26 protein-coding genes are annotated in these 24711 nt (G+C 41.9%); 10 read left to right on the top strand and 16 right to left on the bottom strand.

The window, feature by feature from the left end; all coding sequences use genetic code 11:
• Positions 1-15: 15 nt before the first annotated feature.
• From minC to FTT72_RS09120, 4 genes are all read left to right on the top strand, one after another.
• The gene (gene minC / locus FTT72_RS09135) at positions 16-735 is read left to right on the top strand and encodes a septum site-determining protein MinC (protein ID WP_078193110.1); all 720 of its coding nucleotides are present in this window, start codon (positions 16-18) and stop codon (positions 733-735) included.
• A gap of 65 nt (positions 736-800) precedes the next feature.
• Positions 801-1613 carry a septum site-determining protein MinD gene (gene minD, locus FTT72_RS09130; RefSeq protein WP_067670152.1) on the top strand — a complete coding sequence of 271 codons (813 nt, stop codon included), beginning with the start codon at positions 801-803 and terminating at the stop codon, positions 1611-1613.
• A gap of 2 nt (positions 1614-1615) precedes the next feature.
• On the top strand, positions 1616-1888 hold the full coding sequence (minE, locus tag FTT72_RS09125) for a cell division topological specificity factor MinE (RefSeq protein ID WP_078190039.1): 273 nt from the start codon (positions 1616-1618) through the stop codon (positions 1886-1888).
• Between the two features lie 286 nt (positions 1889-2174).
• On the top strand, positions 2175-2462 hold the full coding sequence (locus FTT72_RS09120) for a PA4642 family protein (RefSeq protein ID WP_067766167.1): 288 nt from the start codon (positions 2175-2177) through the stop codon (positions 2460-2462).
• An 81-nt stretch (positions 2463-2543) separates the two neighbouring features.
• Here FTT72_RS09120 and FTT72_RS09115 read toward each other — a convergent pair whose 3' ends face one another.
• Positions 2544-3446: an AEC family transporter gene (locus FTT72_RS09115; RefSeq protein WP_180178251.1), complete on the bottom strand. Its 903-nt coding sequence runs from the start codon at positions 3444-3446 to the stop codon at positions 2544-2546.
• A gap of 104 nt (positions 3447-3550) precedes the next feature.
• On the opposite strand from FTT72_RS09115, the gene FTT72_RS09110 reads away from it, so the two are divergent.
• Positions 3551-4447 (top strand): LysR family transcriptional regulator, encoded by an 897-nt coding sequence (locus tag FTT72_RS09110; protein ID WP_180178264.1) that lies wholly within the window; start codon positions 3551-3553, stop codon positions 4445-4447.
• Between the two features lie 42 nt (positions 4448-4489).
• On the opposite strand, the gene FTT72_RS09105 is transcribed toward FTT72_RS09110, so the two are convergent.
• Positions 4490-7603: a DNA translocase FtsK gene (locus tag FTT72_RS09105; protein ID WP_180178250.1), complete on the bottom strand. Its 3114-nt coding sequence runs from the start codon at positions 7601-7603 to the stop codon at positions 4490-4492.
• A gap of 253 nt (positions 7604-7856) precedes the next feature.
• Here FTT72_RS09105 and trxB point away from each other — a divergent pair, with 253 nt between their 5' ends.
• The 3 genes from trxB to FTT72_RS09090 all read left to right on the top strand — a co-directional run bounded on the left by trxB (position 7857) and on the right by FTT72_RS09090 (position 10489).
• The gene (gene trxB / locus FTT72_RS09100) at positions 7857-8810 is read left to right on the top strand and encodes a thioredoxin-disulfide reductase (protein ID WP_180129874.1); all 954 of its coding nucleotides are present in this window, start codon (positions 7857-7859) and stop codon (positions 8808-8810) included.
• 110 nt (positions 8811-8920) lie between these two features.
• Positions 8921-9652: a leucyl/phenylalanyl-tRNA--protein transferase gene (gene aat, locus FTT72_RS09095; RefSeq protein WP_180041054.1), complete on the top strand. Its 732-nt coding sequence runs from the start codon at positions 8921-8923 to the stop codon at positions 9650-9652.
• Positions 9653-9673: 21 nt separating this feature from the next.
• Positions 9674-10489, top strand: a complete 816-nt coding sequence (locus FTT72_RS09090) for an arginyltransferase (RefSeq protein WP_168379088.1) — start codon at positions 9674-9676, stop codon at positions 10487-10489.
• A gap of 84 nt (positions 10490-10573) precedes the next feature.
• On the opposite strand, the gene rimI is transcribed toward FTT72_RS09090, so the two are convergent.
• The 7 genes from rimI to FTT72_RS09055 form a co-directional block, all read right to left on the bottom strand.
• A complete protein-coding gene (gene rimI, locus FTT72_RS09085) occupies positions 10574-11032 on the bottom strand; it encodes a ribosomal protein S18-alanine N-acetyltransferase (protein ID WP_168379089.1) in 459 nt (152 codons plus the stop codon).
• A 119-nt stretch (positions 11033-11151) separates the two neighbouring features.
• On the bottom strand, positions 11152-12033 hold the full coding sequence (locus FTT72_RS09080; protein ID WP_168379090.1) for a metal-dependent hydrolase: 882 nt from the start codon (positions 12031-12033) through the stop codon (positions 11152-11154).
• A 218-nt stretch (positions 12034-12251) separates the two neighbouring features.
• On the bottom strand, positions 12252-13442 hold the full coding sequence (gene tuf / locus FTT72_RS09075) for an elongation factor Tu (protein WP_180002848.1): 1191 nt from the start codon (positions 13440-13442) through the stop codon (positions 12252-12254).
• A gap of 93 nt (positions 13443-13535) precedes the next feature.
• Positions 13536-15671: an elongation factor G gene (fusA, locus tag FTT72_RS09070; protein WP_180004228.1), complete on the bottom strand. Its 2136-nt coding sequence runs from the start codon at positions 15669-15671 to the stop codon at positions 13536-13538.
• A 131-nt stretch (positions 15672-15802) separates the two neighbouring features.
• Positions 15803-16273 carry a 30S ribosomal protein S7 gene (gene rpsG / locus FTT72_RS09065; RefSeq protein ID WP_005011815.1) on the bottom strand — a complete coding sequence of 157 codons (471 nt, stop codon included), beginning with the start codon at positions 16271-16273 and terminating at the stop codon, positions 15803-15805.
• A gap of 178 nt (positions 16274-16451) precedes the next feature.
• Positions 16452-16826 (bottom strand): 30S ribosomal protein S12, encoded by a 375-nt coding sequence (rpsL, locus tag FTT72_RS09060; RefSeq protein WP_000246374.1) that lies wholly within the window; start codon positions 16824-16826, stop codon positions 16452-16454.
• A 155-nt stretch (positions 16827-16981) separates the two neighbouring features.
• Positions 16982-18442, bottom strand: coding sequence for an EcsC family protein (locus FTT72_RS09055; protein ID WP_180178249.1), 1461 nt, complete (start codon positions 18440-18442; stop codon positions 16982-16984).
• A 273-nt stretch (positions 18443-18715) separates the two neighbouring features.
• Here FTT72_RS09055 and FTT72_RS09050 point away from each other — a divergent pair, with 273 nt between their 5' ends.
• Positions 18716-19945, top strand: coding sequence for a beta-ketoacyl synthase N-terminal-like domain-containing protein (locus FTT72_RS09050; RefSeq protein WP_180055301.1), 1230 nt, complete (start codon positions 18716-18718; stop codon positions 19943-19945).
• A 68-nt stretch (positions 19946-20013) separates the two neighbouring features.
• Positions 20014-20466 carry a protoporphyrinogen oxidase HemJ gene (gene hemJ, locus FTT72_RS09045; protein ID WP_180022661.1) on the top strand — a complete coding sequence of 151 codons (453 nt, stop codon included), beginning with the start codon at positions 20014-20016 and terminating at the stop codon, positions 20464-20466.
• Positions 20467-20535: 69 nt separating this feature from the next.
• On the opposite strand, the gene FTT72_RS09040 is transcribed toward hemJ, so the two are convergent.
• From FTT72_RS09040 to fabD, 7 genes are all read right to left on the bottom strand, one after another.
• A complete protein-coding gene (locus FTT72_RS09040) occupies positions 20536-20841 on the bottom strand; it encodes a hypothetical protein (RefSeq protein ID WP_180178248.1) in 306 nt (101 codons plus the stop codon).
• Between the two features lie 20 nt (positions 20842-20861).
• Complete coding sequence (locus FTT72_RS09035; RefSeq protein ID WP_180178247.1) at positions 20862-21230, bottom strand: hypothetical protein; 369 nt, start codon at positions 21228-21230, stop codon at positions 20862-20864.
• 60 nt (positions 21231-21290) lie between these two features.
• On the bottom strand, positions 21291-21824 hold the full coding sequence (locus tag FTT72_RS09030; RefSeq protein WP_180178246.1) for a hypothetical protein: 534 nt from the start codon (positions 21822-21824) through the stop codon (positions 21291-21293).
• 108 nt (positions 21825-21932) lie between these two features.
• Entirely contained in the window at positions 21933-22406 is a 474-nt protein-coding gene (gene lysM, locus FTT72_RS09025; RefSeq protein ID WP_180008199.1) for a peptidoglycan-binding protein LysM, read from the bottom strand.
• Between the two features lie 191 nt (positions 22407-22597).
• Complete coding sequence (gene acpP / locus FTT72_RS09020) at positions 22598-22834, bottom strand: acyl carrier protein (protein WP_078190054.1); 237 nt, start codon at positions 22832-22834, stop codon at positions 22598-22600.
• 85 nt (positions 22835-22919) lie between these two features.
• Complete coding sequence (gene fabG / locus FTT72_RS09015; protein ID WP_180066832.1) at positions 22920-23654, bottom strand: 3-oxoacyl-ACP reductase FabG; 735 nt, start codon at positions 23652-23654, stop codon at positions 22920-22922.
• Positions 23651-24631, bottom strand: a complete 981-nt coding sequence (gene fabD, locus FTT72_RS09010; protein ID WP_168379587.1) for an ACP S-malonyltransferase — start codon at positions 24629-24631, stop codon at positions 23651-23653. The genes fabG and fabD overlap by 4 nt, the downstream gene beginning before the upstream one ends.
• Positions 24632-24711 lie beyond the last annotated feature (80 nt).

The following is a 24711-nucleotide window of genomic DNA, read 5'->3' as shown; positions in this document are numbered from 1 at the left end:
TCTCAAGGATTCAATATGGCTGATATACGGATAAAAGGCAAAATGGTCAATGCGATTCGCATTCACCTCGATACCAATGATCATGATGCGATCCGCCAGCAACTTACTCCAATGTTCCAAAAGGCTTTTCCACCCGGAACATTAGCCGTGATTGAAAGTACGGTTGATCAAGAACTAATTGCACTGATTCAACTACTTATTAGTATTGAAATTCAACCGATTGGTGTCACTGAAGGTCCGCTATCGGACCAAGCACGTGCTATCCAATTTCCCGTAGTTCCTGCGGATCGCAAACTACAACAAGTTAAACCGACACGCGAACAAGTGGTTGAAGAACCCGCACCTGCAGAAGAAAAAACCGAAGATAAAATTGCTGCAGTCGAAGTACCGACCATTCGTCATGCTACGTCGTATCACAATGAAATCTTGCGTACAGGTCAATGTTTAGTCCAAGACCATGGCGATATCATTATTAATGCTGGTATTAATAGCGGTTCAGAAGTAATTGCTTCAGGAAATATACATATTTATGGTAGTGCTCGTGGTAGAGTCATTGCCGGAGCTGGTGGGAACACGGCTGCACGTATTTTCTGTCATTCATTAGAAGCTGAATTAGTTTCAATTGCAGGGACTTACTGTGTCGCTGATGATATTCCACCTCATGTGGTCAAACAGCCCGTACATATTTATTTGAATGACCAGCAAGAGCTAGTATTTGAAGCTTTGCAATTTTAATGTATAAATAATCACCAAACCCCTAATTAAAAAAGGGGATTTAAACCATAACAGGAGTGGATTCGGTGGCGAAAATTGTTGTCGTAACATCAGGTAAAGGTGGCGTAGGTAAAACAACTACAAGCGCATCTTTTGCAACAGGTTTAGCCCTTCGCGGCCACAAAACTGTTGTGATCGACTTTGATGTGGGTTTACGTAACCTTGACTTGATCATGGGCTGTGAACGCCGCGTTGTATATGACTTTGTAAACGTATTGAATAACGAAGCTCGATTACAACAAGCGCTTATTCGCGATAAAGATATTGAAAATCTCTACATTTTGCCAGCATCTCAAACACGTGATAAAGACGCGTTAACAGATGAAGGTGTAGCACGTGTGATGGACGAACTTTCTCAAGAGTTCGATTACATTATTTGTGACTCACCTGCGGGTATCGAACGTGGTGCAATTTTAGCAATGTATCATGCTGATGAAGCGATCATTGTGACGAACCCAGAAATTTCTTCGGTACGTGACTCTGACCGTATTATTGGTATGCTCGACAGCAAAACCAAAAAAGTAGAACAAAACGAAGGTCGTATCCGTAAGCATCTCTGTATTACACGTTTCAATCCAGAACGTGCGGATAAACAAGAGATGTTGACGATTGATGACATTTCAAAAGATATTTTACGCGTACCGACTTTAGGTGTTATTCCTGAATGTAAAAGCGTTCTACAAGCATCAAACGAAGGTAAACCAGTGATTCTGTTTACAGAAGAAGCGGCTGGCCAAGCGTATGATGACCTTGTTGCACGTTTCCTTGGTGAAGAGCGCCCTTACCGTCATATTACGGTAAAACCTAAGGGTTGGTTAGCACGTCTATTTGGAGCGTAATCATGGCAGGATTCTGGAGCAAACTTTTTAGCAGCGACGAGAAACCGTCAAGCGCACAAACGGCAAAAGACCGTTTAAAAGTCATCGTGGCATCTGAAAATGGTCTAGGTAAACGCCTTAGCCAAGACAAGATTGACATGATGAAAAAAGAAATCATGCAAGTAGTAAACCGCTATGTTCGTGGTGTAGATGAGCAACATATTCAAATGTCTGTTCGTTCTGAAGCGAATATTGAAATGCTTGAAATGAATATCAATTTGCCTGAAGAACGTTAATCTGAATTCTGATTAGCCAAGTAAATTGAATCAAGGCAAAATGTGAGGCTGGATCAGTAAAGCGCTGCTTTACCCAGCCGCAAGATGAGAAGCTTTGCTTCGAGTGGGCTGGATTAGTTTTATTCCTTTGTTAGATCAAAAGCTTTGCTTCGAGTAAACGGGATAAAAAATAACTTTTGATCCAACCATAAAATGAGTCGCTTAACTTAGAGATGACGAATAAAACCATTTTACTTGCGTACTCATTTTTGCCTTTTTGTATTTTTAAACCAGCAAGGAGATTGCGATGGCATTATCTCAGCCAGCAACGTTCAACGAAGAATGGTCAGATGAGCGTGTATTTGCCTACCTTACTCAGCTTCCTCCTGAAGGAGTGAATGGCGACTTTCACGTGCTTTACCATGCTTTCAAACATATGCGTCCAAATGACTATGAGCGTCTTTTGACTCAATTCGTTGCCGATGGCCGTGATGTGAACGCAACTAATCCTGAAGGTCAGCGTATTCATGACGTAATTGCTCAATACCCACGTCAAAGCGCAGGTTTCCTCGAAGTATTGGCAAAATTTGCTTAATTTCGAGTACCAAAAAAAAGCCCGCATGATGCGGGCTTTTTTTATCAGATTTAAAATCGGCGTTATTGAATATCATCATGATCAATGCACGATCAACATGAGCAATGGAAACATCAAGCCAAAACCAATGGTTTGTACACTAATAATCGCCGCCATCAGTTGTGAATCGCCCCGATAATAGCGTGTCAAAATATAAGACGATGATGCCGTCGGCAAAGCAAAAAAGACCACTAAAATCATCCGCTCAAAATCAGTCAAACCCATCCATGTACTCAATAGATAAGCAATACATGGCATTAACATGAGACGCCCTATCGTATTTAAACTTAAACGACGTAGATCGGCGCGCATTTGCTGAAACTGTAATGCTGCCCCAACAGAAAGTAGTCCGAGCGGTAAACTCATGGCTGCCAAGATTTTTAATAGTTCAAGTAAGCCTTCAAACAGACTCAAGCCTGATAAATTAAACAATACCCCTGCAACACAGCCTAAAATTAAGGGATTTTTTGCGATGGACTGACAGGTCTGCCCTAATTGCTTCACACTTAAATTTGAAAACGCCAAGACTGAAATAATATTCACTAAGGGGACGGCAACGGCAATTAACATGGCAAACATCTGCATGCCTGTGGAGCCAAACAGCGCCCCCATTAATGACAAGCCAATATAGGTATTAAAACGAATATGACTTTGGATATACACGCCAAAACGCTGCACGGGGATATGCATAAACTGCATGATCCCCCACAACACGATGCTGATCAAACAGGTGCCCGCAACCAGTACTGTCAACATTCGTGAAACAATGTTCATATCCAATTGCACGGCTGATACATTCAAAAATAGCAGCACAGGAAATAAAACGTAGTAATTAAGTTTTTCTGAATTTGCCCAAAATTCATTCTGAACAAACTGTGTATATTTAAGCACATAGCCCATCGCGATTAATGCAACGAGGGGAAACAATGCGACGACGATATTCATGCTGTACGCCTTGAAATAAAGTAGCTATTTCATCTTTAACCATTTATGTAGCACAATATAATCCTCATCTAGACTCATAACAAAATGAGTAATTACTCATGGCAATGACATTTTCTCAGCTTGAAATCTTTATTAAAGTCGCAGAACAACAAAGCTTTACTCTCGCTGCTCGACAGCTGGGAATTACTCAGTCAGCTGTCTCTCATGCCCTAAAGTGTTTAGAGCAGCATTGGAATGTCAGCTTATTTAGCCGTGAACAAGGCGAAATTAGCCTGACTCATATTGGTCAGCAGTTATTACTGCATGCTAAAGAAGTCATCAATACCGCACAAATCATGCAACAAGAAGTGCATGCCGCACATGGTATTCAACAAGGAACGCTGAGAATTGGCTCTTTTGGTTCTTCTAGTTCGATTCATCTGCTTCCAGAGCTATTAAAGGCATATAGAGAGCGTTATCCACACATTGAAATCTATGTCGAAGAAGGTACTGATGCAGAAGTGTCTCGTTGGATTTCTGAACGTCAGATTGATGTTGGTTTTGCCGTACTCCCCAAGCCGCAACTGTTCACCTTCCCGTTAATTCAAGACATTTTCATTGCCTTGATTCCAGATAGTTATTCAGTTTCCAAACACAGTCATTTAAATATCCAAGACCTGCAAAATTACCCCTTTATTATGACCCGTGCGGGCAGCCAGTCCCATGTCGAAAAACTGCTTAAACAACACTACATACAACCTAAAATTACCTATCAAATGTCGCAACTGTTAACCATTTTAAACATGGTGAATTTACAGGAAGGGATTGCTATCGTTGCGGATATGGCTATGCCTGCTGAGCTGTTGGCGCTACATCCACATGTGGTTAAACGTCCACTCTTTCCAAATACCCAACGGCAGATTGGACTCGCCGTAAAAAATCAAAAACTCATGAGCCCGGCCTGCAAAGCTTTTATCGAACTGGCCCAGTCCATGTTCTACCAAGAAGAGTTCACAATCTAAAAATAAAAAAAACCTGCCGAAGCAGGTTTTTTGTTTTAGGACTTAGACCAAAATATCTCGTTTACCATTTGGCCCCATCCCACTGACGATACCATTTTCTTCCATCTGATCAATAATCCGTGCAGCACGGTTATAGCCGAGACTGAATTTACGCTGTAAAGATGAAGTCGATGCTTTACGTGTTTCCAAAACGAAACTAACACATTGATCATACAGCGCATCACGGTCTGATCCACCATCACCATCTTCAAAACCGCGAGATGTCGGCTCTTCATCATAAGGCGTGAGGATTTCATCGACATAATTCGGTTCACCGCGCTCACGCCATGCATCACAAATACGGTTCACTTCATCGTCTGAAATAAACGCGCCATGTACCCGTTCAGGTTCAATTTTCCCCGGTCCGAGGAATAACATATCACCATGGCCCAGTAAGTCTTCCGCACCACCAGCGTCTAAGATAGTACGTGAATCCAGTTTACTGTTCACACGTAGCGCAGCACGCGTTGGAATATTGGCTTTGATCAAACCTGTCACTACATCTACGGTTGGACGCTGAGTCGCCAACAGCAAATGAATCCCTGCTGCACGTGATTTTTGTGCAAGACGGGTAATCATTTCTTCAGCTTTTTTACCCACTTGCATGATCATGTCGGCAAATTCGTCGGCAACAATTACGATCAACGGCATAGGCTGTAAACGTGGCGCACGACTTTGCGTTGCTGAGTCATCTGGCTTCCAAGTTGGATCAATGAGATCTTCACCATTAGCCATTGCTTCTTCAATTTTGCGGTTAAAGTCAGTCAGCTTACGTACTTTCATCAAAGACATCAGCTTATAACGACGCTCCATTTCATTCACACACCAGTTCAATGCACTCACCGCATCTTTCATGTCAGTTACAACAGGCGTTAACAAATGTGGAATATCGTTATAGTTGGCAAGTTCCAACTGTTTCGGGTCAATCATAATGAGACGCAGTTGCTCAGGTGTGTATTTCAACAACATCGACAACAACATGGCATTGACTGCGACTGACTTACCAGAACCCGTAGTACCTGCCACCAACATATGCGGCGCTTTCGCCAAATCGGCCAAGACAGGATTACCTGAAATATCTTTACCCATCGCCATACTAAGTAAGGCATTTGGATCACGGTAAGCAGGAGTTTCTAACAGCTCAATAAGACGAACCATTTCACGTGAACTATTTGGGACTTCAATCCCGATATACGGTTTACCCGGAATGACTTCCACCACACGTACAGAGGCCATAGACATCGAACGTGCCAAGTCACGTGAAATATTGGTCACTTTCGACGCTTTCACACCAGGTGCTAAATCAAGTTCAAAACGTGTTACGACTGGTCCCGGCTGTGCCTCTACAACTTTGGCTTTGACATTAAACTCTTGCAGTTTAATTTCTAAAAGTTCAGACAAGCGAGACAATTGCTCTGCAGTGAAATTGACTTTCTTGTTCGGATCAACCGGATCTAAGATTTCCAAGCCCGGCAAAGTCGGTAAATCCAAGCGTTTTTGTGCCACTTGCATCGCACGTGACATTGGACGACCAGAGGCATCGGTTAAAGGAGCATCAAAGTCAAAATCATCTTCGAGATCTAAATCGATGTCTTCAGGTTTGCCCGCCGTTTCTTGCCACACTTCACGGAAAGCATCTTTATTCGAGCTGATTAAGGCTTTTTCATCGTCAGATACAAAAGTCTGTGGCTGCGTATTGATTTCAGCACGAACCAAAGGCGTTGATTGCGCATAACTACTGGTTGTACGAACCGGTTGTGACTGTTCAATTGCTTGCTCTGCTTCTTCAACCAGCAAATCATCGAGATCATTAATTTCAGCTTCAGCACTGATATTTTTCGGTGTGGTGAGCGTTGTCGTTTGTGCAGCTGCCCCACCTAAACCTGCAACTGTGGCAGCAGCACCTGTAGCAAAATCATTTGAATGCGTTGCAGGACTTTCACTTTGTGCTGTATTAAATGGGCTATGCACATCAGTCGCTGTTTTACCATTTGGAACAGCGGCTAACAGCTCATCGAAGATCTCATCATCATCCCAATCCACTGATTTTTTAGCAGGTTGTACCGCTTCTGTCGGAGAAGTCGAATGCACATCCGCTGCTTTGTTGAAATATTCAGTTTGATTGGCAGGCTGCTCTTCTTCTGCAGCTTTCAGTAAAGCATCAATATCTTGTTTGTGCCGTTGGTCATCATTGGAATGTAATGCGCGCCAAACTTCACCTGTTGCAACAACACGTTGTTGATCTTGTTCAAGCTGATGCACTTTCGCCAAGGTATGTTCAAAATCTTCATCAGATAGCGTAGCAGTCTCTGCCAAATCTACCGCAGATAAAAGCTGTGCATTGCCTTCTTTGTCTGCCCATTCTTTATCGGCAATATCATCAAATAAACGTTCAGCGACGCGATCACGTACCACAGGATCGACATCGACCGCATGATGTTCGTCGGCCGGTGTTACTGGTGCAACCACTTTTGATGCATGCGCAGCAGCACTATCTTTTTTAGTCGTTGGTACTGTACGGTCAAATGCGGTGTCGCCTTCAGGCACATTGCGATAGAACAAATCTTGCAGATAAGCCGGTGTGGACTTCATGGTTGCCCATGTCTTATTCCACTTGATACCAAAGGCCAAAGTGAACAACATGATCCAAAATGCAATGAGAAATACTGCTGCACCATAGACCGTTAATATTTGTTCAAGACTTTGACCCAGTTCATAGCCAATGATCCCGCCCGATGCATTTTCTAAAGTATCTTCGGGAACATTCCAAAACAGGAAAAGTAAACTTGAAGTTGCCAGTAAAATAAAGAACTGAGCAGCATAGCGAAATGGACGGTTTAGAAAACTACGTGGCCACCAGACTTGAATTGCTTCGAGAAATAAATAGACAGGTATCAGCAGACTTGCCCAACCTAAAAATCCATAGAGTAAATCAGCGATCCATGCACCTGCGACGCCGCTGGCATTTGAAACTTGCTGAGTATCACTGGATAAATGCATCCATCCCGGATCAAATGGCGTATATGTGACTGTTGCAAGGAACAGATATATCCCAAATGAAACAAGGAATAAAGTCATTATTAAGCGCTGTGCATATGCACCCGACACCGCTGTCATATACGTTCCTGTAACCAATTCTTCATGAATGTTTTTGTCATTACCCACAACAAAAATGGGCTGAATCTAAACCTGTTATTATGCACCTGTTCAATAAAAAAGATGCAAGATAATTTAAGTATAGTTGTTAACTTTCTTCTATATAGCTCAAAACGATTTCGATGATCAATAATATCGACTTTAATCTCACACAATCGTTTCAAACTTTGACGTATAATTCCACAAATTATCATATAAAAAAAGGATTCTACGGATGAGCGCTCGTCACTCACGTCTAATTATTTTAGGTTCTGGTCCTGCAGGTTATAGTGCTGCGGTATACGCTGCTCGTGCGAACCTGAAACCGACACTCATCGCAGGTATTCAATTAGGCGGTCAATTGACTACAACGACAGAAGTAGACAACTGGCCAGGTGGTGCAGAAGGCTTAACTGGCCCTGCCCTAATGGAACAAATGCAAGCACATGCTGAGCGTTTTGGCACAGAAATCGTGTATGACCATATCAATGAAGTTGACCTCAATGTTCGTCCGTTCGTACTTAAAGGCGATATGGAAGAGTTCACTTGTGATGCATTAATTATTTGTACAGGTGCAACTGCACAATATTTAGGTCTTGAATCTGAAGCTGCATTTATGGGTCAAGGCGTAAGCGCATGTGCAACATGTGATGGTTTCTTCTACAAAAACCAAAAAGTCATGGTTGTCGGTGGTGGTAATACTGCTGTCGAAGAAGCGCTGTATCTATCGAACATTGCATCGCATGTCACTTTAGTACACCGTCGTGACTCTTTACGTTCAGAGAAGATTCTGCAAGATCATCTTTTTGCTAAAGAAAAAGAAGGTAAAATCAGCATCATCTGGAATCACCAAGTGGATGAAGTCATTGGCGATAACACCGGTGTGACTTCTGTACGTATTAAATCTACGCAAGATGATTCAACTCAAAATGTTGATGTCACTGGTATGTTTGTGGCAATTGGTCACAAACCAAACAGCGGTATTTTTGATGGTCAATTAAACCTACGTGATGGCTACATCCAAGTTCAAAGCGGAACTGCGGGTAATGCAACACAAACATCTATTCCGGGTGTATTTGCTGCGGGTGATATTGCCGACAGCATTTACCGTCAAGCCATTACTTCTGCAGGTTCAGGCTGTATGGCTGCACTCGATGCTGAAAAATACCTTGATGCACTCGGTGAATAATCTTTTGCTTAAGTCATTTGCTTAGCTAAACATTTTTAAAAATTAGCCGACCTGATGGTCGGCTTTTTTATGTATGATAAAAATCCGTATACCTCAATAAGAAGCTTGGCATGCCGATACTCCCTCCTTCTGAATTTACTTTCCCCGATCCTGTTGAATGCGATCCCGAAGGTGAAGGCTTAATTTGCATCGGTGCTGACCTCTCCCCTTCCACACTGTTTGAAGCCTATAGTCACGGTCTTTTCCCATGGTTCAGTGAAGGTGATCCAATTTGTTGGTGGTGTCCTGAACCCCGCTGCATTATTCGACCGCATGACTATCATCCGAGTAAATCGTTATTACGCAGCATGAAAAAAATGGACTATAAGATCACCATTAATCATGCGTTTGAAACTGTGATTCGCTCATGTTCTTTGCCGCGTAGTTATGCCAATGAAACATGGATTTCAGAAGATATTATTCAGGGATATTCTGCGCTGTTTGACGCAGGCTATGCTTATAGCATTGAAGTTTGGGAAAACGAGACTGTTGTAGGTGGCCTCTATGGGGTCAATATTGGTCATGGCTGCTTTGGCGAGTCTATGTTTAGTACACGAACAGATGTCTCTAAAATGGCGTTTTACACCTTAATGCTCATCGGGCAAGAGAATCAGTTGCCATGGATTGATTGCCAATTGGTCAACGATCACCTCTTAAGCTTAGGTGCGAGTACACTTTCTCGCCAACAATACCTTAATTCGTTACAAGATGTTGTTAAACAACCCTCTATCGATTGGAAAAAGTATCAGGACAGTGTATTTTCAAGTAAAACAATAGCGCAATGGGCAAGTCTCAGCGCATGACAATAAAAGAGGGATATTACGATGAATTCCTATCAACCGAAGTCCCTGTTGAACGAATTACAGTACTACATCACGCCTCCGCATGATTGTAGCTACTTAGAAAATAAATCTGCCCGGATGGTCTTTCTTGACCCTGTCCATCGTATTGATGTGGTCACGTTATCTGAACTTTCCCGCATGGGTTTTCGTCGTAGTGGTGATTTTGTCTATCGCCCTGAATGTCATCTTTGTCGCCAATGTCTGTCCTCACGTGTGCCTGTTCTTGAATTTCAAATGAACAGCGTGCAAAAAAAAGCGTGGAAACGGAATCAAGATTTAACGGTGAAAATTAGCCGCCCTCAAGATGCCGATGCAAAGCATTATGCCCTGTACGAACGCTATATCAATGAACGGCATGCTGATGGTGATATGTACCCACCCAGCCAAGATCAATTTGAAAAATTTTTAATCAATAGCTGCACTGACAGTTTCTTTTTAGAGCTGTGGTTGGATGAGCAACTGATCAGTGTATCTACCTGTGATCCACTCGATGATGGTATTTCAGCGGTATATACCTTTTTTGATCCTGATGAAAGCCGTCGCTCATTAGGTACTTTTGCCATTCTGAAACAAATCGAGCATGCACAAAAGCTTGGACTGCAATATGTCTACTTGGGCTATTGGGTGCCCGATTCGCAAAAAATGAATTATAAATCTCAGTATATTCCACTGGAACTTCTGCTTGATGGACAATGGCGTCGACTCAACCGACCACTGACCCAAGAAGAAATCAGCCAACTGGGGGATTCCCTTATGACCACCCTGCCTTCTGGTTGGAATAATCCTATTATTAAATAAAAGGGATCAACAAAAGATATTCAATAAAAAAGCATCCGTTTATTCACGAATGCTTTCTTTAAATCTGACTACGCTTCACCACTTTTATTTAAATAAAGCTGCAAAATCATCACTACAAGCCTTCACCATAATAATGGCATGTTCTCGTGTTCCATCGGCATTTGGATAATAATTCTTTCGCAAATCGATTTGATGAAAATCCGCTTTTTCATATAAACGGATCGCAGGTTGATTACCTTCTCGTACTTCTAAGAAGATTTGAATGGGGTTATTTTTGAGTAAAGCAATAGATTCATCGAGCAATTGAAAACCTAAGCCTTTGCCTTGCTGGCCCGGATCGATCGCCATTAGCAATAAATTTGCTTCATCCAAAACGGGTTGTAAAATGCAAAAACCTACAACTTTTCCTTGTCGCTCAATCACTGTACTTTGATAGGCAGCAATCGATTCTTGAAATTGTTTTATGGTCCAAGGATGGCTTTGTACGCGGCGCTCGATATCGTAAACCTGCTGTACATCAGCGTCTTGCATCAAACGAATCATCTTCGTTTATCTTTCTATAGCTAGGGTATGCGCATTATAAAAAGTTTGCCTCTAAAGTTGAATAAAAAAAAAAGAGCGATTTACATCGCCCTTCTCAAAAAGTCACCACAGCGCTGTGATTAGAGCCCCAAATATACTTTCCACGTTTTTAACAAACCTGAAGTATCTAAATCATTCGGGTGAAAACCGGGTTTAAAATACATCAGCATTTCTTTCCCCATACCAGTGATGATGCCTTTTGAAGGGCTATAACCATAGGTATAAATATCTTTTAATGCTTCAAAATTAAGCTTGTTATCTTCTTTTAATAAACGAGCGACAAAATAACTTTGTACGAAGAATAAAGTCACCATTGCGCCAATCAATGAACCTGTACGGAGTGCGTAGGCCTTTATTCCCTGACCAAAGACACCTTCAAAAACATCATAAGCCACGGCTTTATGTTCATTTTCTTCAATCGCATGCCACAACCACATATTTTTCATGGTTTCATCTGTCATTAAAGCTTGAATATGTGGGTTAACCAATAACTGTGAAGCAATCGTTGCAGTGAAATGCTCAAGTGCCGTGGTTGCGGTTAGATCCACCATTTCTTGAGTAATCCCAACAGGTTTACCAATACGTGCAAAGACTTTGCGCACGCCTTGGATAACTCGACCCGTTGCCTTATCAAGTGTTTCGACATCATGACCGTATTTTTGTGCAGAAGCATTGAAGCCTTCATGCTCTTGCGTATGCATCGCTTCCTGACCAATGAAAGCACTAATTTCTTTTTGTAGGGCTTCATTATTTGCGATTGCTGGGTGTTTACGTACGGCACGCACACTATCAATAAAGAACATTTCACCCGCTGGAAATAAAGCAGATAATGCGGTCATAAAATGTGTCAAACCTGCTGAGCCATTCATCCAGTACTCTGGTACCGCATCAAAATCAAAATTCATGCGACGTACAGGGAAACTTGCACCTGCTCGATTAGTAATCTTTACTTTAGCGTTCATGCCTAACTCCTTTTTTGAGTTATTAAATACTCAAACTTTTTATTGGTTTTCTTGAGTTCATATTACGGTTTTATTGAATTGTTATTATTTCAGTTAAGGACAGTGAATTATCACTAAAGGACAGCTTTAAAAAATATTGTCAGACAATTTCCCTATCACATTGAATAAGCATAAAAAAAAGCGCCTCAAAGAGGCGCTTTTTTACACACATTTAGTGATTATGCAGTTACTTTAGAAACTACACCCGCACCAACTGTACGACCACCTTCACGGATCGCGAAGCGTAAGCCAGCGTCCATTGCGATTGGGTGGATTAATTCTACTGACATTTCTACGTTGTCACCAGGCATAACCATTTCAACGCCTTCTTTAAGCGCGATCGCACCAGTTACGTCAGTTGTACGGAAGTAGAACTGTGGACGGTAACCGTTAAGGAATGGAGTATGACGGCCACCTTCGTCTTTAGAAAGTACGTATACTTCTGCGTCGAATTTAGTATGCGGTTTGATTGTACCTGGTTTAGCAAGTACTTGACCACGTTGAACGTCTTCACGTTTAGTACCACGTAGAAGAACACCACAGTTCTCGCCCGCACGACCTTCGTCAAGAAGTTTACGGAACATTTCTACGCCAGTTACAGTTGTTTTAACTGTATCTTTAATACCAACGATTTCAACTTCTTCGCCTACTTTCACGATACCAGTTTCAACACGGCCAGTTACTACTGTACCACGACCTGAAATTGAGAATACGTCTTCGATTGGCATAAGGAATGCTTGGTCGATAGCACGTTCTGGTTCTGGGATGTAAGAGTCAAGAGCTTCAACAAGAGCAACCACAGCATCTTCGCCGTATTGACCAGCTTCACCGTTAAGCGCTGCAAGAGCAGAACCACGGATTACTGGAGTGTCGTCGCCTGGGAAGTCATAAGTAGAAAGAAGTTCACGAACTTCCATTTCTACTAATTCAAGAAGTTCTTCGTCGTCAACAAGGTCGCATTTGTTTAAGAATACAACGATGTAAGGTACACCTACCTGACGAGAAAGAAGGATGTGTTCACGAGTTTGTGGCATTGGACCATCAGTCGCAGCACATACAAGGATCGCACCATCCATTTGTGCAGCACCAGTAATCATGTTTTTAACATAATCGGCGTGACCTGGGCAGTCTACGTGAGCGTAGTGACGGATTGGAGAATCGTATTCTACGTGTGAAGTATTAATTGTAATACCACGTGCTTTTTCTTCTGGTGCAGAGTCGATTGCAGCGTAATCTTTCGCTTCACCACCGAATTTTTTTGCACATACAGTTGCAATTGCAGCTGTTAAAGTAGTTTTACCGTGGTCGACGTGACCAATTGTACCCACGTTAACGTGTGGCTTATTACGTTCGAACTTAGCCTTAGCCATGAGATCTTCCTTTTTAAACTACTCATGCAGGGATACTGCATGAGCATTTGGTTTTTAACTATGAATTAGTTTGGGCTTATAGTAATCGAAAGATTACTCGTCGTCACCTTTTTTACCGCCAGATTGGAACTTAGCGATGATGCCTTCAGCCACGTTACGTGGTGTTTCAGCGTATTTAGCGAATTCCATAGAATAAGTTGCACGACCTTGAGACATAGAACGCATATGAGTTGCGTAACCAAACATCTCAGAAAGTGGAACTTCTGCACGGATAGCTTTAGTACCACCAGGTAAATCGTCCATACCTTGAACAAGACCACGACGACGGTTTAAGTCACCCATGATATCGCCCATGTAGTCTTCTGGAGTTTCTACTTCAACTTTCATGATAGGTTCAAGCAAGATAGGATCTGCTTTCATGAAACCGTCACGGAATGCGTAAGAACCAGCCATTTTGAACGATAATTCGTCAGAGTCGACGTCATGGTAAGAACCATCGAACAATGTCGCTTTGATGCCAACCACTGGATAACCAGCTAGGACACCATTCTTCATACGTTCTTGGATACCTTTGTCAACCGCACCGAAGAATTCTTTAGGTACTACACCACCTACAACTTCTTCAGCGAACTCGTAATCTTTGCCAGCATCTTCAGCAAGTGGTTCTAAACGTACGTATACGTGACCAAACTTACCTTTACCACCAGTTTGACGTACAAACTTACCTTCTTGTTCAACTGATTTTTTGATCGTTTCACGGTAAGCTACCATTGGTTTACCAATGTTCGCTTCAACGTTGAATTCACGCTTCATACGGTCAACAATAATGTCAAGGTGAAGCTCACCCATACCAGCAATAATTGTTTGACCAGATTCTTCGTCAGTACGTACGCGGAATGAAGGGTCTTCTTTCGCCAAACGACCTAAAGCAACAGACATTTTTTCTTGGTCAGCTTTAGTTTTAGGCTCAACCGCAAGCGCAATTACTGGCTCTGGGAATTCCATACGCTCTAGTGTAATTACATTGTTTTCATCACATAATGTATCACCAGTCGTAGTATCTTTAAGACCTACACATGCTGCGATATCACCCGCACGAATTTCTTCAATATCGTGACGGTCATTTGCGTGCATCTGTACGATACGGCCAACACGTTCGCGCTTCATTTTAACTGGGTTATAGCAAGGGCTACCTGCTTTAAGCACACCAGAGTAAACACGTACGAATGTTAAGTTACCTACAAATTTGTCGTTCATGATTTTGAACGCAAGCGCAGAGAACGGAGCATCATCAGACGCTTCACGAGAACCTTCAGTTTCGTCTTTGTCGTCAAGGATACCTTTAATCGCCTCGACATCAGTCGGCGCAGGTAAGAATTCAATTACAGCATCCAACATACGTTGAACACCTTTGTTTTTGAACGCTGAACCACAAAGCATTGGTTGAATTTCATTCAACAATGTACGTGCACGTAAACCTGAAACGATTTCTTCTTTAGTTAACTCACCTTCTTCAAGGTACTTGTCCATGAGTTCTTCTGATGCTTCCGCAGCAGCTTCAACCATGTTAGTACGCCATTCGTTAGCTAGTTCAACTAATTCAGCAGGGATTTCGCCATATTCAAACTTCATACCTTGAGACGCTTCGTCCCAGATAATCGCTTTCATTTCGATTAGGTCAACAACACCCTGGAAGTTTTCTTCTGCACCGATTGGAACAACGATTGGCACTGGATTACCACCAAGACGTGTTTTAACTTGTTCAACAGCACGGAAGAAGTTCGCACCAGTACGGTCCATTTTGTTCACGAATGCAATACGTGGAACTTTATATTTATTTGCTTGACGCCATACAGTTTCAGACTGAGGTTGTACACCACCTACAGCACAGTAAACCATGCATGCACCGTCAAGAACACGCATAGAACGTTCAACTTCAATAGTGAAGTCTACGTGTCCTGGGGTATCAATTACGTTAATACGGTGCTGTTCGAATTGGTTACCCATCCCTTTCCAGAAGCATGTTACTGCCGCTGAGGTAATAGTAATACCACGTTCTTGCTCTTGTTCCATCCAGTCTGTAGTTGCAGAACCTTCGTGAGTTTCACCAAGTTTGTGACTCTCACCTGTGTAGAACAAAATACGTTCTGAAGTGGTAGTTTTACCAGCATCAATGTGCGCAGAGATACCAATGTTACGATAACGAGAAATTGGGGTTTGACGAGCCATGATTTCTAGCATTCCTAAATTTTGTTGTTTAAAACAGGACGCTTTAAGCTGCATAGCAACTTAAAGCGATTCGATGACAAAACAGTGACAACTGATTTGTCACCCTCCTGAATAGGGGCTGTTTTATCCGCTTAGAAACGGTAATGAGAGAAGGCTTTGTTGGCTTCAGCCATACGATGCACATCTTCACGTTTTTTGATCGCTGCGCCTTTACCTTCAGCTGCATCAAGCAACTCACCAGCAAGACGTAAAGCCATAGTTTTTTCAGAACGCTTAGCAGCAGCATCTACTAACCAACGCATAGCCAAGGCAGTACGACGGGATGGGCGTACTTCCATAGGCACTTGGTATGTAGCACCACCAACACGGCGTGCTTTTACTTCGACCATAGGACGAACTTTTTCAAGAGTAGTCTCGAAAAATTCAACTGGGTCTACTTTAGATTTTTCTTGAACGCGGTCTAAAGCACCGTAAACGATACTTTCAGCAATAGATTTTTTACCATCTTGCATTACGTGGTTCATGAATTTAGCGATTGTTTGGCTGCTGAACTTAGGATCCGGAAGGATTTCACGGGCAGCAACTACGCGACGTCTTGGCATTTTAATACACCTAATAAATATGACACTTCAGGTTACTCCAGCAGGTGCACAAAGTGTCATGTGCTTTCGCTGGCCTTACTATACGTCGCTTGGAATTTTCACAAAAAATGCAGAAATCAGACAAGCGAGACGATAAAGGATTGCAGTTCTAACGAACTAAGAAGTTAATCTTTTCAGATTATTTCTTAGGACGTTTAGCACCGTATTTAGAACGAGACTGGTTACGATCTTTAACACCAGCACAGTCTAAAGAGCCACGAACGGTATGGTAACGTACACCTGGTAAATCTTTAACACGACCACCACGGATAAGAACAACACTGTGCTCTTGTAGGTTATGGCCTTCACCACCGATGTAGCTAGAAACTTCAAAACCTGAAGTTAAGCGAACACGGCAAACTTTACGCATTGCTGAGTTAGGTTTTTTAGGTGTAGTTGTGTAAACACGTGTACAAACACCACGACGTTGTGGACAAGCCTTCAACGCAGGAACTTTAGATTTTTCAACTAAAGTTGTACGACCCTTACGGATCAACTGATTTGTTGTTGCCATTTGGCAATTCTCCCGTTAATAAAAAGCCCCAAAAAATACTACTTTTTGAGGGCATGCAATTGTAAGCGAAGACTTAAAATTGGTCAACAATATACGATCATCGAAAACATTTATTCATCGTGAGTTGCGCAAATTTTCACCCACAAATAAATAGGTTATTTTTCAGAAGAATCTGCTGATTTTTTTGTAACTTTATCTACGGCTGCTGTTTTGGCTTTACGCGGCTTAGCTTTGGGTGCAGCTTTCGCCACAGGGACATCATCATCCTGTACAGCTTCCAACACATCAAACTCATCTTTTTCAGCTAAAGCAGGTTTTTGCGCAGCCCCGGGTGCATGAGGCTCAACAACTTTCTCCGCAAGTGCCTCCAAACCTTCTGAGACTTTTTGTTCCTGCTCTACTTCCACTTCGGCTGCATCAGAGTTTTTAACTTGTGCTTTTTTAGTGACTTTTACTGCGCGGATACTCTCATGACCTGTAACATCTATGGTCTGATCTAGTACTGGCTCAGCCAAATCAATATCTTTCGCCTTAATACCTTCTAGTAATTTAGGTGTTGCTTGAGCAAGCAACTCAAGAGAAAGCTCATAGGCATGTAAAGGTGACAAGCTAATATCCTGATGCTGCAAAATATATTGGCGCGCATTAGAAAAGACTTGCTGTGCCTTCTGATTCACTTCATCCACTAAACGGCGACTATACACCACACTTACACCAACACTCGCCACAGGAGATAATCGTGATAGCTGATTTAACAATGAAACTTTTGGCATTTGATTGAGCCATGCCCACTTAAACTGACCATTTTCATCTAGTACATATTTTTTCAATGCTGCTGCATCAGTATCTGAACCCACCAATTGCTGCAATTGATGTAAATCACTATTTTGTAGCGTACTACTCAGAGCTTTTATTGCCATAAGCAAAGTTTGTTTTTCTGCAATTAAACTCAAGTCGACCTGTTTAAAAATAAACTGAACAATATCTTGGTCACTTTCTTTACTTAAATCGAAACCATAAGAACGTCCAACTTGATAAATCACTCGCAGAGTCATAATCAATGATGCAGGGATATCAATACTTGAACCAATGACACCTGTCGCACCTGTTAAAGCCCCTTGAATCGAAGCAAGCCATTTATTTTGCTCACCCAGAGCCTGACTAATACGACGCGAACGATCGACATCTTGTGTCAACTCTTCTAAATCACGTACCCCAGCTTCATCCAGTACAGCATCTACAGATGAAATATCCGAACTAAAATTATTCAGTCGATCAAATAAATAATCAGAAATTTTGTCACTAAATTGAGGAGCAACAAAATTAGCCACATTATTTACGGTATTAAAATGTCGACCCAATAATTGTCTAGAAACATTTGGAACGTGTTCACGCAAGATTTGCTGAGGATTATCATATTTTTTTACATCAAATACGCCCGCTTGCCTTGACTGACCCTCCAAGGTTTGACCATTTTTTTGAGGTTGAATGACCTTAGTTACGGATTCGGGTGCGACATGATTAATGATGGACACCCCAGTAGAACTGAGCTTTTTAGCCACTCCAAAGGCGTTTGAGAGCAGACCAGCCGTTGGTTTATTATTCGTTTTCGCCATTCCCTACCCCATTCAGACTATTCTTGAAATTCTTGATAAATACTAGGTGTAGTCAAACTTTATCACAACTTGAATATGTATCTTTAAGTTAAGTTTTTTGCTGCATCGTTGCAAATTAGCTCAGTCAAAAATAGGCATAGGATTTGCCATAAGAATTCAAAAAGCTTTCTGCTATCATTATTCCAATCAAATTATATGAGTTCGTCTATTTAGAAAGTTTCCTTCGTATACTTTCAATAGCTTGCTCACACACTACCTATAAAGGATCTGTAGATGAAACGTGTTGTAATCACTGGTATGGGCATCAACTCATGCATTGGTAATACATTAGAAGATGTCACTCATTCTTTGCAAAACGGGATTTCTGGAACACGTTTCAACCCAAGTTATGCTGAACTTAATTTCAAAAGTCATGTCAGTGCGGCTGCAGAACAAAACTTTGACGGTATTGACCGCCGCTTAAAACGCTTTATGGGCGTATGCGCAATGTATGCATACAACTCAGCTTTGGCTGCAGTAGAAAATGCAGGCTTAACAGCAGAACAAATTGGTGGTAATCCACGTTACGGTATTGCTGGTGGTTCAGGTGGTGGTTCAACTGCATCTGTTGTTGAAATGAAAGAACTTCTAGACACTAAAGGTGCACGTAAAGTTGGTCCATTCTTTGTACCACGTAACATGACCAACACCATTACCGCAAACGTGGGTGTTGCATTTAAAATGCAAGGTATTGCACACACGATTACTAGCGCATGTGCAACATCTGCCGATGCCATTGGTTATGCATACAACCTGATTCAATTGGGCAAACAAGACTTAATGCTTGCCGGTGGTGGTGAAGAAGACCATTGGTCACAAAGTCTTTTATTTGATGCAATGGGCGCACTTTGTTCAAAATATAATGACACTCCAGAGACTGCTTCACGCCCTTACTCTGCTGACCGTGACGGTTTCGTCATCGCAGGTGGTGGTGGCTTCGTTGTACTAGAATCTCTTGAACATGCTCAAGCACGTGGTGCAAACATTTTGGCTGAAGTTGTCGGCTATGCAGCAAACTCTGATGGTGCTGACATGGTTGCACCATCGGGCGAAGGTGCGACGCGTTGTATCCTTATGGCTTTAGAAGAAGCTAAACAACACGGCGTAGACAAAATTGACTATGTAAATACACACGGTACGTCTACTCCAGCAGGCGATGTCACTGAACTTAAAGCGATGGAGCGTGCCTTCGGTGAAGGGCAAGTTCCTCCGCTCAGCTCGACCAAATCGATGACCGGTCACAGTCTGGGTGCTGCAGGTGTACAAGAAGCGATTTACTCTATTCTGATGATGCAAAATGACTTTATTGCACCAAACATCAACGTGACTGAACTTGACGAAGGTGCAAAACCTTTTGATATCGTACTTGAAAAACGTGATGCAAAATTGAATACTGTGATGAGTAACAGTTTTGGTTTTGGCGGTGTAAACGCTTGCCTCGTTTTCAAAAAATGGGAAGCTTAATATAAAGTTTGCTGCTTTGGCGCTTCGGTGCCAAAGCACACACCCACCGCCCTTTTAAGGGTCAATATATGGATGCTCCATCAGATGCTTTCCTCTGGGTCAAAGCATTACATATCATCGCAGTTGTTTGCTGGTTCGCAGCGCTATTTTATCTCCCTCGCCTTTATGTCTACCATGCCATGAGTGATGATGCTACGAGTCATCAGCGCTTTCAAATCATGGAACGCAAGCTATATCGCGGCATTATGTGGCCCGCAATGATTGCTACACTAATCACGGCGCACTTCCTCGTCGATTGGGGTGATGCAACTCGACACTACCATGAAGCGCTTTGGTTCTACCTAAAAGTAGGATTGGTTGGACTATTGGTGATTTATCATTTTGTATGTGGTTATTACCGTAAAAAGCTTATCGAAAATGCACATTATAAATCGCATAAGTTCTGGCGTTATTTTAATGAAATGCCAACTTTGATTTTATTTGCGGTTGTTATTTTAGTTGTAGTGAAGCCAAGCTTCTAAACGACTGTAAAAAAGCCCCTACTCATTGGGGCTTTTTTATTTCTATACCAAAATGTTTATATACAAAAACTACAACTGCACACAGCTATCTAAAATATTCCAATTGTGTGCTCTAAATTGCTCACGCGGATACGGCACCTCAGCACACAGCATACCCTCCTTCTTAAAGAAACGTCGGCCGTGGCTATTTTGATTCAACTGCGTTAAATCAGTCGCACCCTGATTCAACAAATTAAAAATCATAATTCGATCATTCAAAATGTGCCCTGCAAGCACATAGCGCTCCCAAGGCACCCCCTCTATATTGGACAAAGTATTGCCCAAATAGTTTTTGATATGCCAAGATGAATACTGTCCCTGTTTTTGATATGCCAAGATGAATACTGTCCCTGTTTTTAACCACCCTGCATCCTAAACGAATCATAAGAAAGCTCAGATAGCTGTGCCGCCTCTTCATATTGCTTAAACAATTGATTTGCAGTTTGATTTGGCAAATACAACCAATACATCAAGGAGGTATTCCAGCCCAATGATTGCTGCACCTGCTTCAACACCGCATATACGCCATAGGCTTCCAATTGCGCTGCTGAGCGCAAACTCAACTGACGAGTACTTAAAGGCTCCAAATAAACTACTTGTCCAGTCTTTAATTGTTCATTACGTATAATTCGGACATAACGTGCCAGCCAGTTTTGAATCAGCATCCTTTCAACCAATGAGTTCGGGCGCTCAAGCATCTGCTGCAATCTGTGATATTCAGCCATATATCCATCCAGCTTATCCTCTTTATTTAAAGCAATATTGATCTGATAAAGGATCGCTAACTAATTTAAATACTTAAAGTCTGGATATGCGGAATTGCTCCGCATACTTAAACTGAGGTATTGGTCTGCATGCTGCAACCATGTGTTAAAGCGCTGCAACGGCACCTTTTCTTGCTGTATCAGCGCACCGAGCACCAGACGATGCTCAACAACAAATGCACTAACCGCTTTAGGATCATCGACCAGCAATTGCTGAAACTCAGCAACTAAATTCGTCTGTTCTTCTGACCACTTTTCACGCGTTAGCTTCGCATTCAATGGCTGGCCCAATACATTCTGTTGCTCTTGCTCCAACAAACTAAATACCCAATCCTGATGATAACGATAGCGCCCAACATTCAATGCCGAAAACCAATCTCCAGCATTCAGCCCAAGCAAGTTAAAATACGGCTCTTGTGTGTAATTTGAATGATAAGAAATTTCAGACTGCTGCCACTTGAGCACCCGAGGATCAATACGCTCATCCCACCGCAGCCAAAGACACACAACAACTGCAAGCAACAGCAAGAAAATAAAGATGATTTTTTGTTTCATTGATTTCTTATTTTGAATTATTTCAGCCGCATTATATTCAACTTCACCATTCACGCATACAAAAAAAAGCCATCACAAGATGGCTTTTTTTACTTTAAACACAAATATTTATGCAGGAATACGAAGCACCTGACCTGGGAAAATGTCATCGGCATTTTTTAGCAAAGGACGGTTTGCTTCAAAAATTTTATTGTATTGATTTGCATCACCATAAAATTCTTTAGAAATCTTAGAAAGATTATCGCCTGATTTAACTGTATAAAATTTACTTTCTGGTTCTGGCGTTGCTACAGTCAACTGATCATCCACTTGCGCCACATGATCAATATTCCCTACCGCCAAGATAATCTTTTCACGATCTGCTTGGCTTTGCACCTGACCTTTCACTGTTGCTAGATCTGAAGTCCCGTTATAACTCACAGACAAGCCAGTTACAGGTAAGCCCAGTGCTTTGATATGACCCAATAACTTATTGGCAATTTCTTGTGCAGATGGTTCAGAAGGTGTTGCTGGCGCTGCCTGAGGTTCTGCAGGCGCTGTATTTTTTTTACCAATACCTTTTACAAAATCAAAAAGACCCATGTTTTTCTCCGTTGTTTTTACTGTTTTAAATCATTTAACTATTGTTCAAACTCTATTTTTATAGCTAAAAAATAACCGCTTTTGAGTTGTTGTTGGTGACAGAAACGTAAGCTAATGTAAAAACAAAATATTCAGCATAAAAAAAGCCACCGAATGGTGGCTTTTTAAATCAGCATCGCTGAAATCTAAAATTAACCTAGTTTCTTAGAAACGTAGTCAATTGCAGATTGTACAGTAGTGATTTCATTTGAATCTTCATCAGGAATAGTGATGTCGAAATCGTTTTCGAAAGACATAACTAATTCAACTAGGTCTAGAGAGTCTGCACCTAAGTCATCCATGAAAGAAGCTTCGTTTTTGATCTCGTCTGCTTTAAGACCAAGTTGTTCAGCTACTGCTTGTTTTACGCGTTGTTCGATATCGCTCACAGGAATTCTCCTCATTGCTTGTGGCGTTTTTAATGCCGTTAGTTTAATTGAATCTAAATCGTTTTGAAAGTTTATACTTGAGCGCTTAGCTCATGTATAAACCACCATTTACATGTAATACAGTTCCGGTAATGTAACTTGCCTTTTCAGAAGCAAGAAAACTTACGGCATTTGCGATATCTTGCGGCTCACCTAAACGGCTTAAAGCCACTTGATCACTCATCTTTTTACGAATTTCTTCGCTTAACTGTTCTGTCATTTCTGTTGCAATAAAGCCCGGAGCCACTGCATTTACAGTGATTTGGCGGCTTCCCATCTCTTTTGCAAGGCTGCGACCAAAGGCCTCAATCCCTGCTTTTGCAGCAGAATAGTTTGCTTGTCCTGGGTTAGCAAAATGTGCAACCACTGAACTAATATTAATAATTCGTCCAAAACGTGCTTTGGTCATGCCCTTTAAAACACGTTTAGAAAGTCGATAAACGGCTTTCAAATGAATGTTGAGAATGTCATCCCAATCATCTTCTGACATACGAAGTAACAAATTATCTTTGGTAATACCCGCATTGTTCACCAAAACCAATACAGAACCAAAGTTTTGTTCAATGTCTGATACCAATGCATCGATTGCAGTTGCATCACGTACATCTAAAACTTTACCCGCACCATTTTCAGCAAAAGCAGCAGATAATTTTTCTGCACCCGCTTCTGAAGTTGCAGTACCTACAACAAAATAACCGTCTTGAATCAATTGCTGAGCAATTGCTGCTCCAATCCCTCGGCTCGCACCTGTTACTAAAGCAACTTTGCGTTCTTGTGTCATGCAATTTTCCCTTCTGCCACTAAAATGGCATTCAGTGCATCTTCCATACGACCTTTCGTGTCGAGTGGGAATGCTTTTTCAATATTTGGCAAACGTTTTGCGAGATTCGCAAGGACATTACCCGGACCACATTCAGCAATGTACTGAATACCTTGGTCTTGCAAATACTGCATGGTCTTTGTCCACTGTACAGATTGGTATAACTGTGCAGTTAACGCCTGACGTAATTGCGCTACATCAGTCGCGATTTCAGCGCCTACATTTTGTATTACAGGTATAGTAGGCAGCTCAATGGCAGTTTGTTCCAATGCTGTCGCAAACTGTTCAGCAGCAGGTTTCATCAATGCACAATGCGATGGTACAGAAACCGGAAGTGCGATTGCTTTACCGCCATTTTCTTTAGCAGCAGCCATAACCGCTTCAACCATGGCTTTATCGCCCGCAATGACAACTTGACCTTGTGCATTGTAGTTTGCAGCATCTACTGAACCTGGGCCTTCTGCTTGTGCACAAAGTTCAATCACTTTAGCATCATCTAGACCCAAAATTGCCGCCATTGCACCTTGACCTTCAGGTACAGCACTTTGCATTAACTGACCACGTAGGTTCACCAGTTTAACGGCATCACCTAGGCTCATCGCACCTGCAGCAACCAAGGCGCTGTATTCGCCTAATGAATGACCTGCAAGGTATTTCGGTGCAACACCACCTAACTCTAACCACACACGCCATAAAGCAATACTGGCAGTCAGTAGTACAGGTTGAGTAAATTCTGTTTGGTTTAACCCTTCACCACTTTGCGCAATTTGCCAAAGATCAAAACCAACTGCTTCTGATGCTTCTGCAAATGTTGCTTGCACACTACTAAACTGTTCTGCAAGTTCAGCGAGCATGCCGACTTTCTGTGACCCTTGACCTGGGAACACGAATGCAGTTTTAGTAGCTTGAGCTGCTTGCTCGAGTTGTTTAGCAGACATAAAAAAATCCTTTATAAAGACTGGTGAATTTATGCTATTTGGACATTTATTCAACACAATCCCATGTAAGCTTGTTTCAG

This window comes from Acinetobacter sp. YH01005 (assembly GCF_013420465.1).
Lineage (GTDB): Bacteria > Pseudomonadota > Gammaproteobacteria > Pseudomonadales > Moraxellaceae > Acinetobacter > Acinetobacter amyesii.
Note: the sequence above shows the minus strand (reverse complement) of the source record. Positions and strands in the feature narration are given on the sequence as shown.

Excerpts from the sequence above, each read along its gene's own strand:
- fabD (WP_168379587.1), bottom strand. The coding sequence starts at position 24,631 with ATGTCTGCTAAACAACTCGAGCAAGCAGCTCAAGCTACTAAAACTGCA.
- FTT72_RS09080 (WP_168379090.1), bottom strand. The coding sequence starts at position 12,033 with ATGAACGCTAAAGTAAAGATTACTAATCGAGCAGGTGCAAGTTTCCCT.
- trxB (WP_180129874.1), top strand. The coding sequence starts at position 7,857 with ATGAGCGCTCGTCACTCACGTCTAATTATTTTAGGTTCTGGTCCTGCA.
- lysM (WP_180008199.1), bottom strand. The coding sequence starts at position 22,406 with ATGGGTCTTTTTGATTTTGTAAAAGGTATTGGTAAAAAAAATACAGCG.
- FTT72_RS09115 (WP_180178251.1), bottom strand. The coding sequence starts at position 3,446 with ATGAATATCGTCGTCGCATTGTTTCCCCTCGTTGCATTAATCGCGATG.
- fabG (WP_180066832.1), bottom strand. The coding sequence starts at position 23,654 with ATGACACAAGAACGCAAAGTTGCTTTAGTAACAGGTGCGAGCCGAGGG.
- hemJ (WP_180022661.1), top strand. The coding sequence starts at position 20,014 with ATGGATGCTCCATCAGATGCTTTCCTCTGGGTCAAAGCATTACATATC.
- fusA (WP_180004228.1), bottom strand. The coding sequence starts at position 15,671 with ATGGCTCGTCAAACCCCAATTTCTCGTTATCGTAACATTGGTATCTCT.
- FTT72_RS09035 (WP_180178247.1), bottom strand. The coding sequence starts at position 21,230 with ATGGCTGAATATCACAGATTGCAGCAGATGCTTGAGCGCCCGAACTCA.
- minC (WP_078193110.1), top strand. The coding sequence starts at position 16 with ATGGCTGATATACGGATAAAAGGCAAAATGGTCAATGCGATTCGCATT.
- FTT72_RS09055 (WP_180178249.1), bottom strand. The coding sequence starts at position 18,442 with ATGGCGAAAACGAATAATAAACCAACGGCTGGTCTGCTCTCAAACGCC.
- tuf (WP_180002848.1), bottom strand. The coding sequence starts at position 13,442 with ATGGCTAAGGCTAAGTTCGAACGTAATAAGCCACACGTTAACGTGGGT.
- FTT72_RS09050 (WP_180055301.1), top strand. The coding sequence starts at position 18,716 with ATGAAACGTGTTGTAATCACTGGTATGGGCATCAACTCATGCATTGGT.
- aat (WP_180041054.1), top strand. The coding sequence starts at position 8,921 with ATGCCGATACTCCCTCCTTCTGAATTTACTTTCCCCGATCCTGTTGAA.
- FTT72_RS09105 (WP_180178250.1), bottom strand. The coding sequence starts at position 7,603 with ATGACAGCGGTGTCGGGTGCATATGCACAGCGCTTAATAATGACTTTA.
- FTT72_RS09110 (WP_180178264.1), top strand. The coding sequence starts at position 3,551 with ATGACATTTTCTCAGCTTGAAATCTTTATTAAAGTCGCAGAACAACAA.
- minE (WP_078190039.1), top strand. The coding sequence starts at position 1,616 with ATGGCAGGATTCTGGAGCAAACTTTTTAGCAGCGACGAGAAACCGTCA.
- FTT72_RS09090 (WP_168379088.1), top strand. The coding sequence starts at position 9,674 with ATGAATTCCTATCAACCGAAGTCCCTGTTGAACGAATTACAGTACTAC.
- FTT72_RS09120 (WP_067766167.1), top strand. The coding sequence starts at position 2,175 with ATGGCATTATCTCAGCCAGCAACGTTCAACGAAGAATGGTCAGATGAG.
- rimI (WP_168379089.1), bottom strand. The coding sequence starts at position 11,032 with ATGATTCGTTTGATGCAAGACGCTGATGTACAGCAGGTTTACGATATC.
- FTT72_RS09030 (WP_180178246.1), bottom strand. The coding sequence starts at position 21,824 with ATGAAACAAAAAATCATCTTTATTTTCTTGCTGTTGCTTGCAGTTGTT.
- rpsL (WP_000246374.1), bottom strand. The coding sequence starts at position 16,826 with ATGGCAACAACAAATCAGTTGATCCGTAAGGGTCGTACAACTTTAGTT.
- rpsG (WP_005011815.1), bottom strand. The coding sequence starts at position 16,273 with ATGCCAAGACGTCGCGTAGTTGCTGCCCGTGAAATCCTTCCGGATCCT.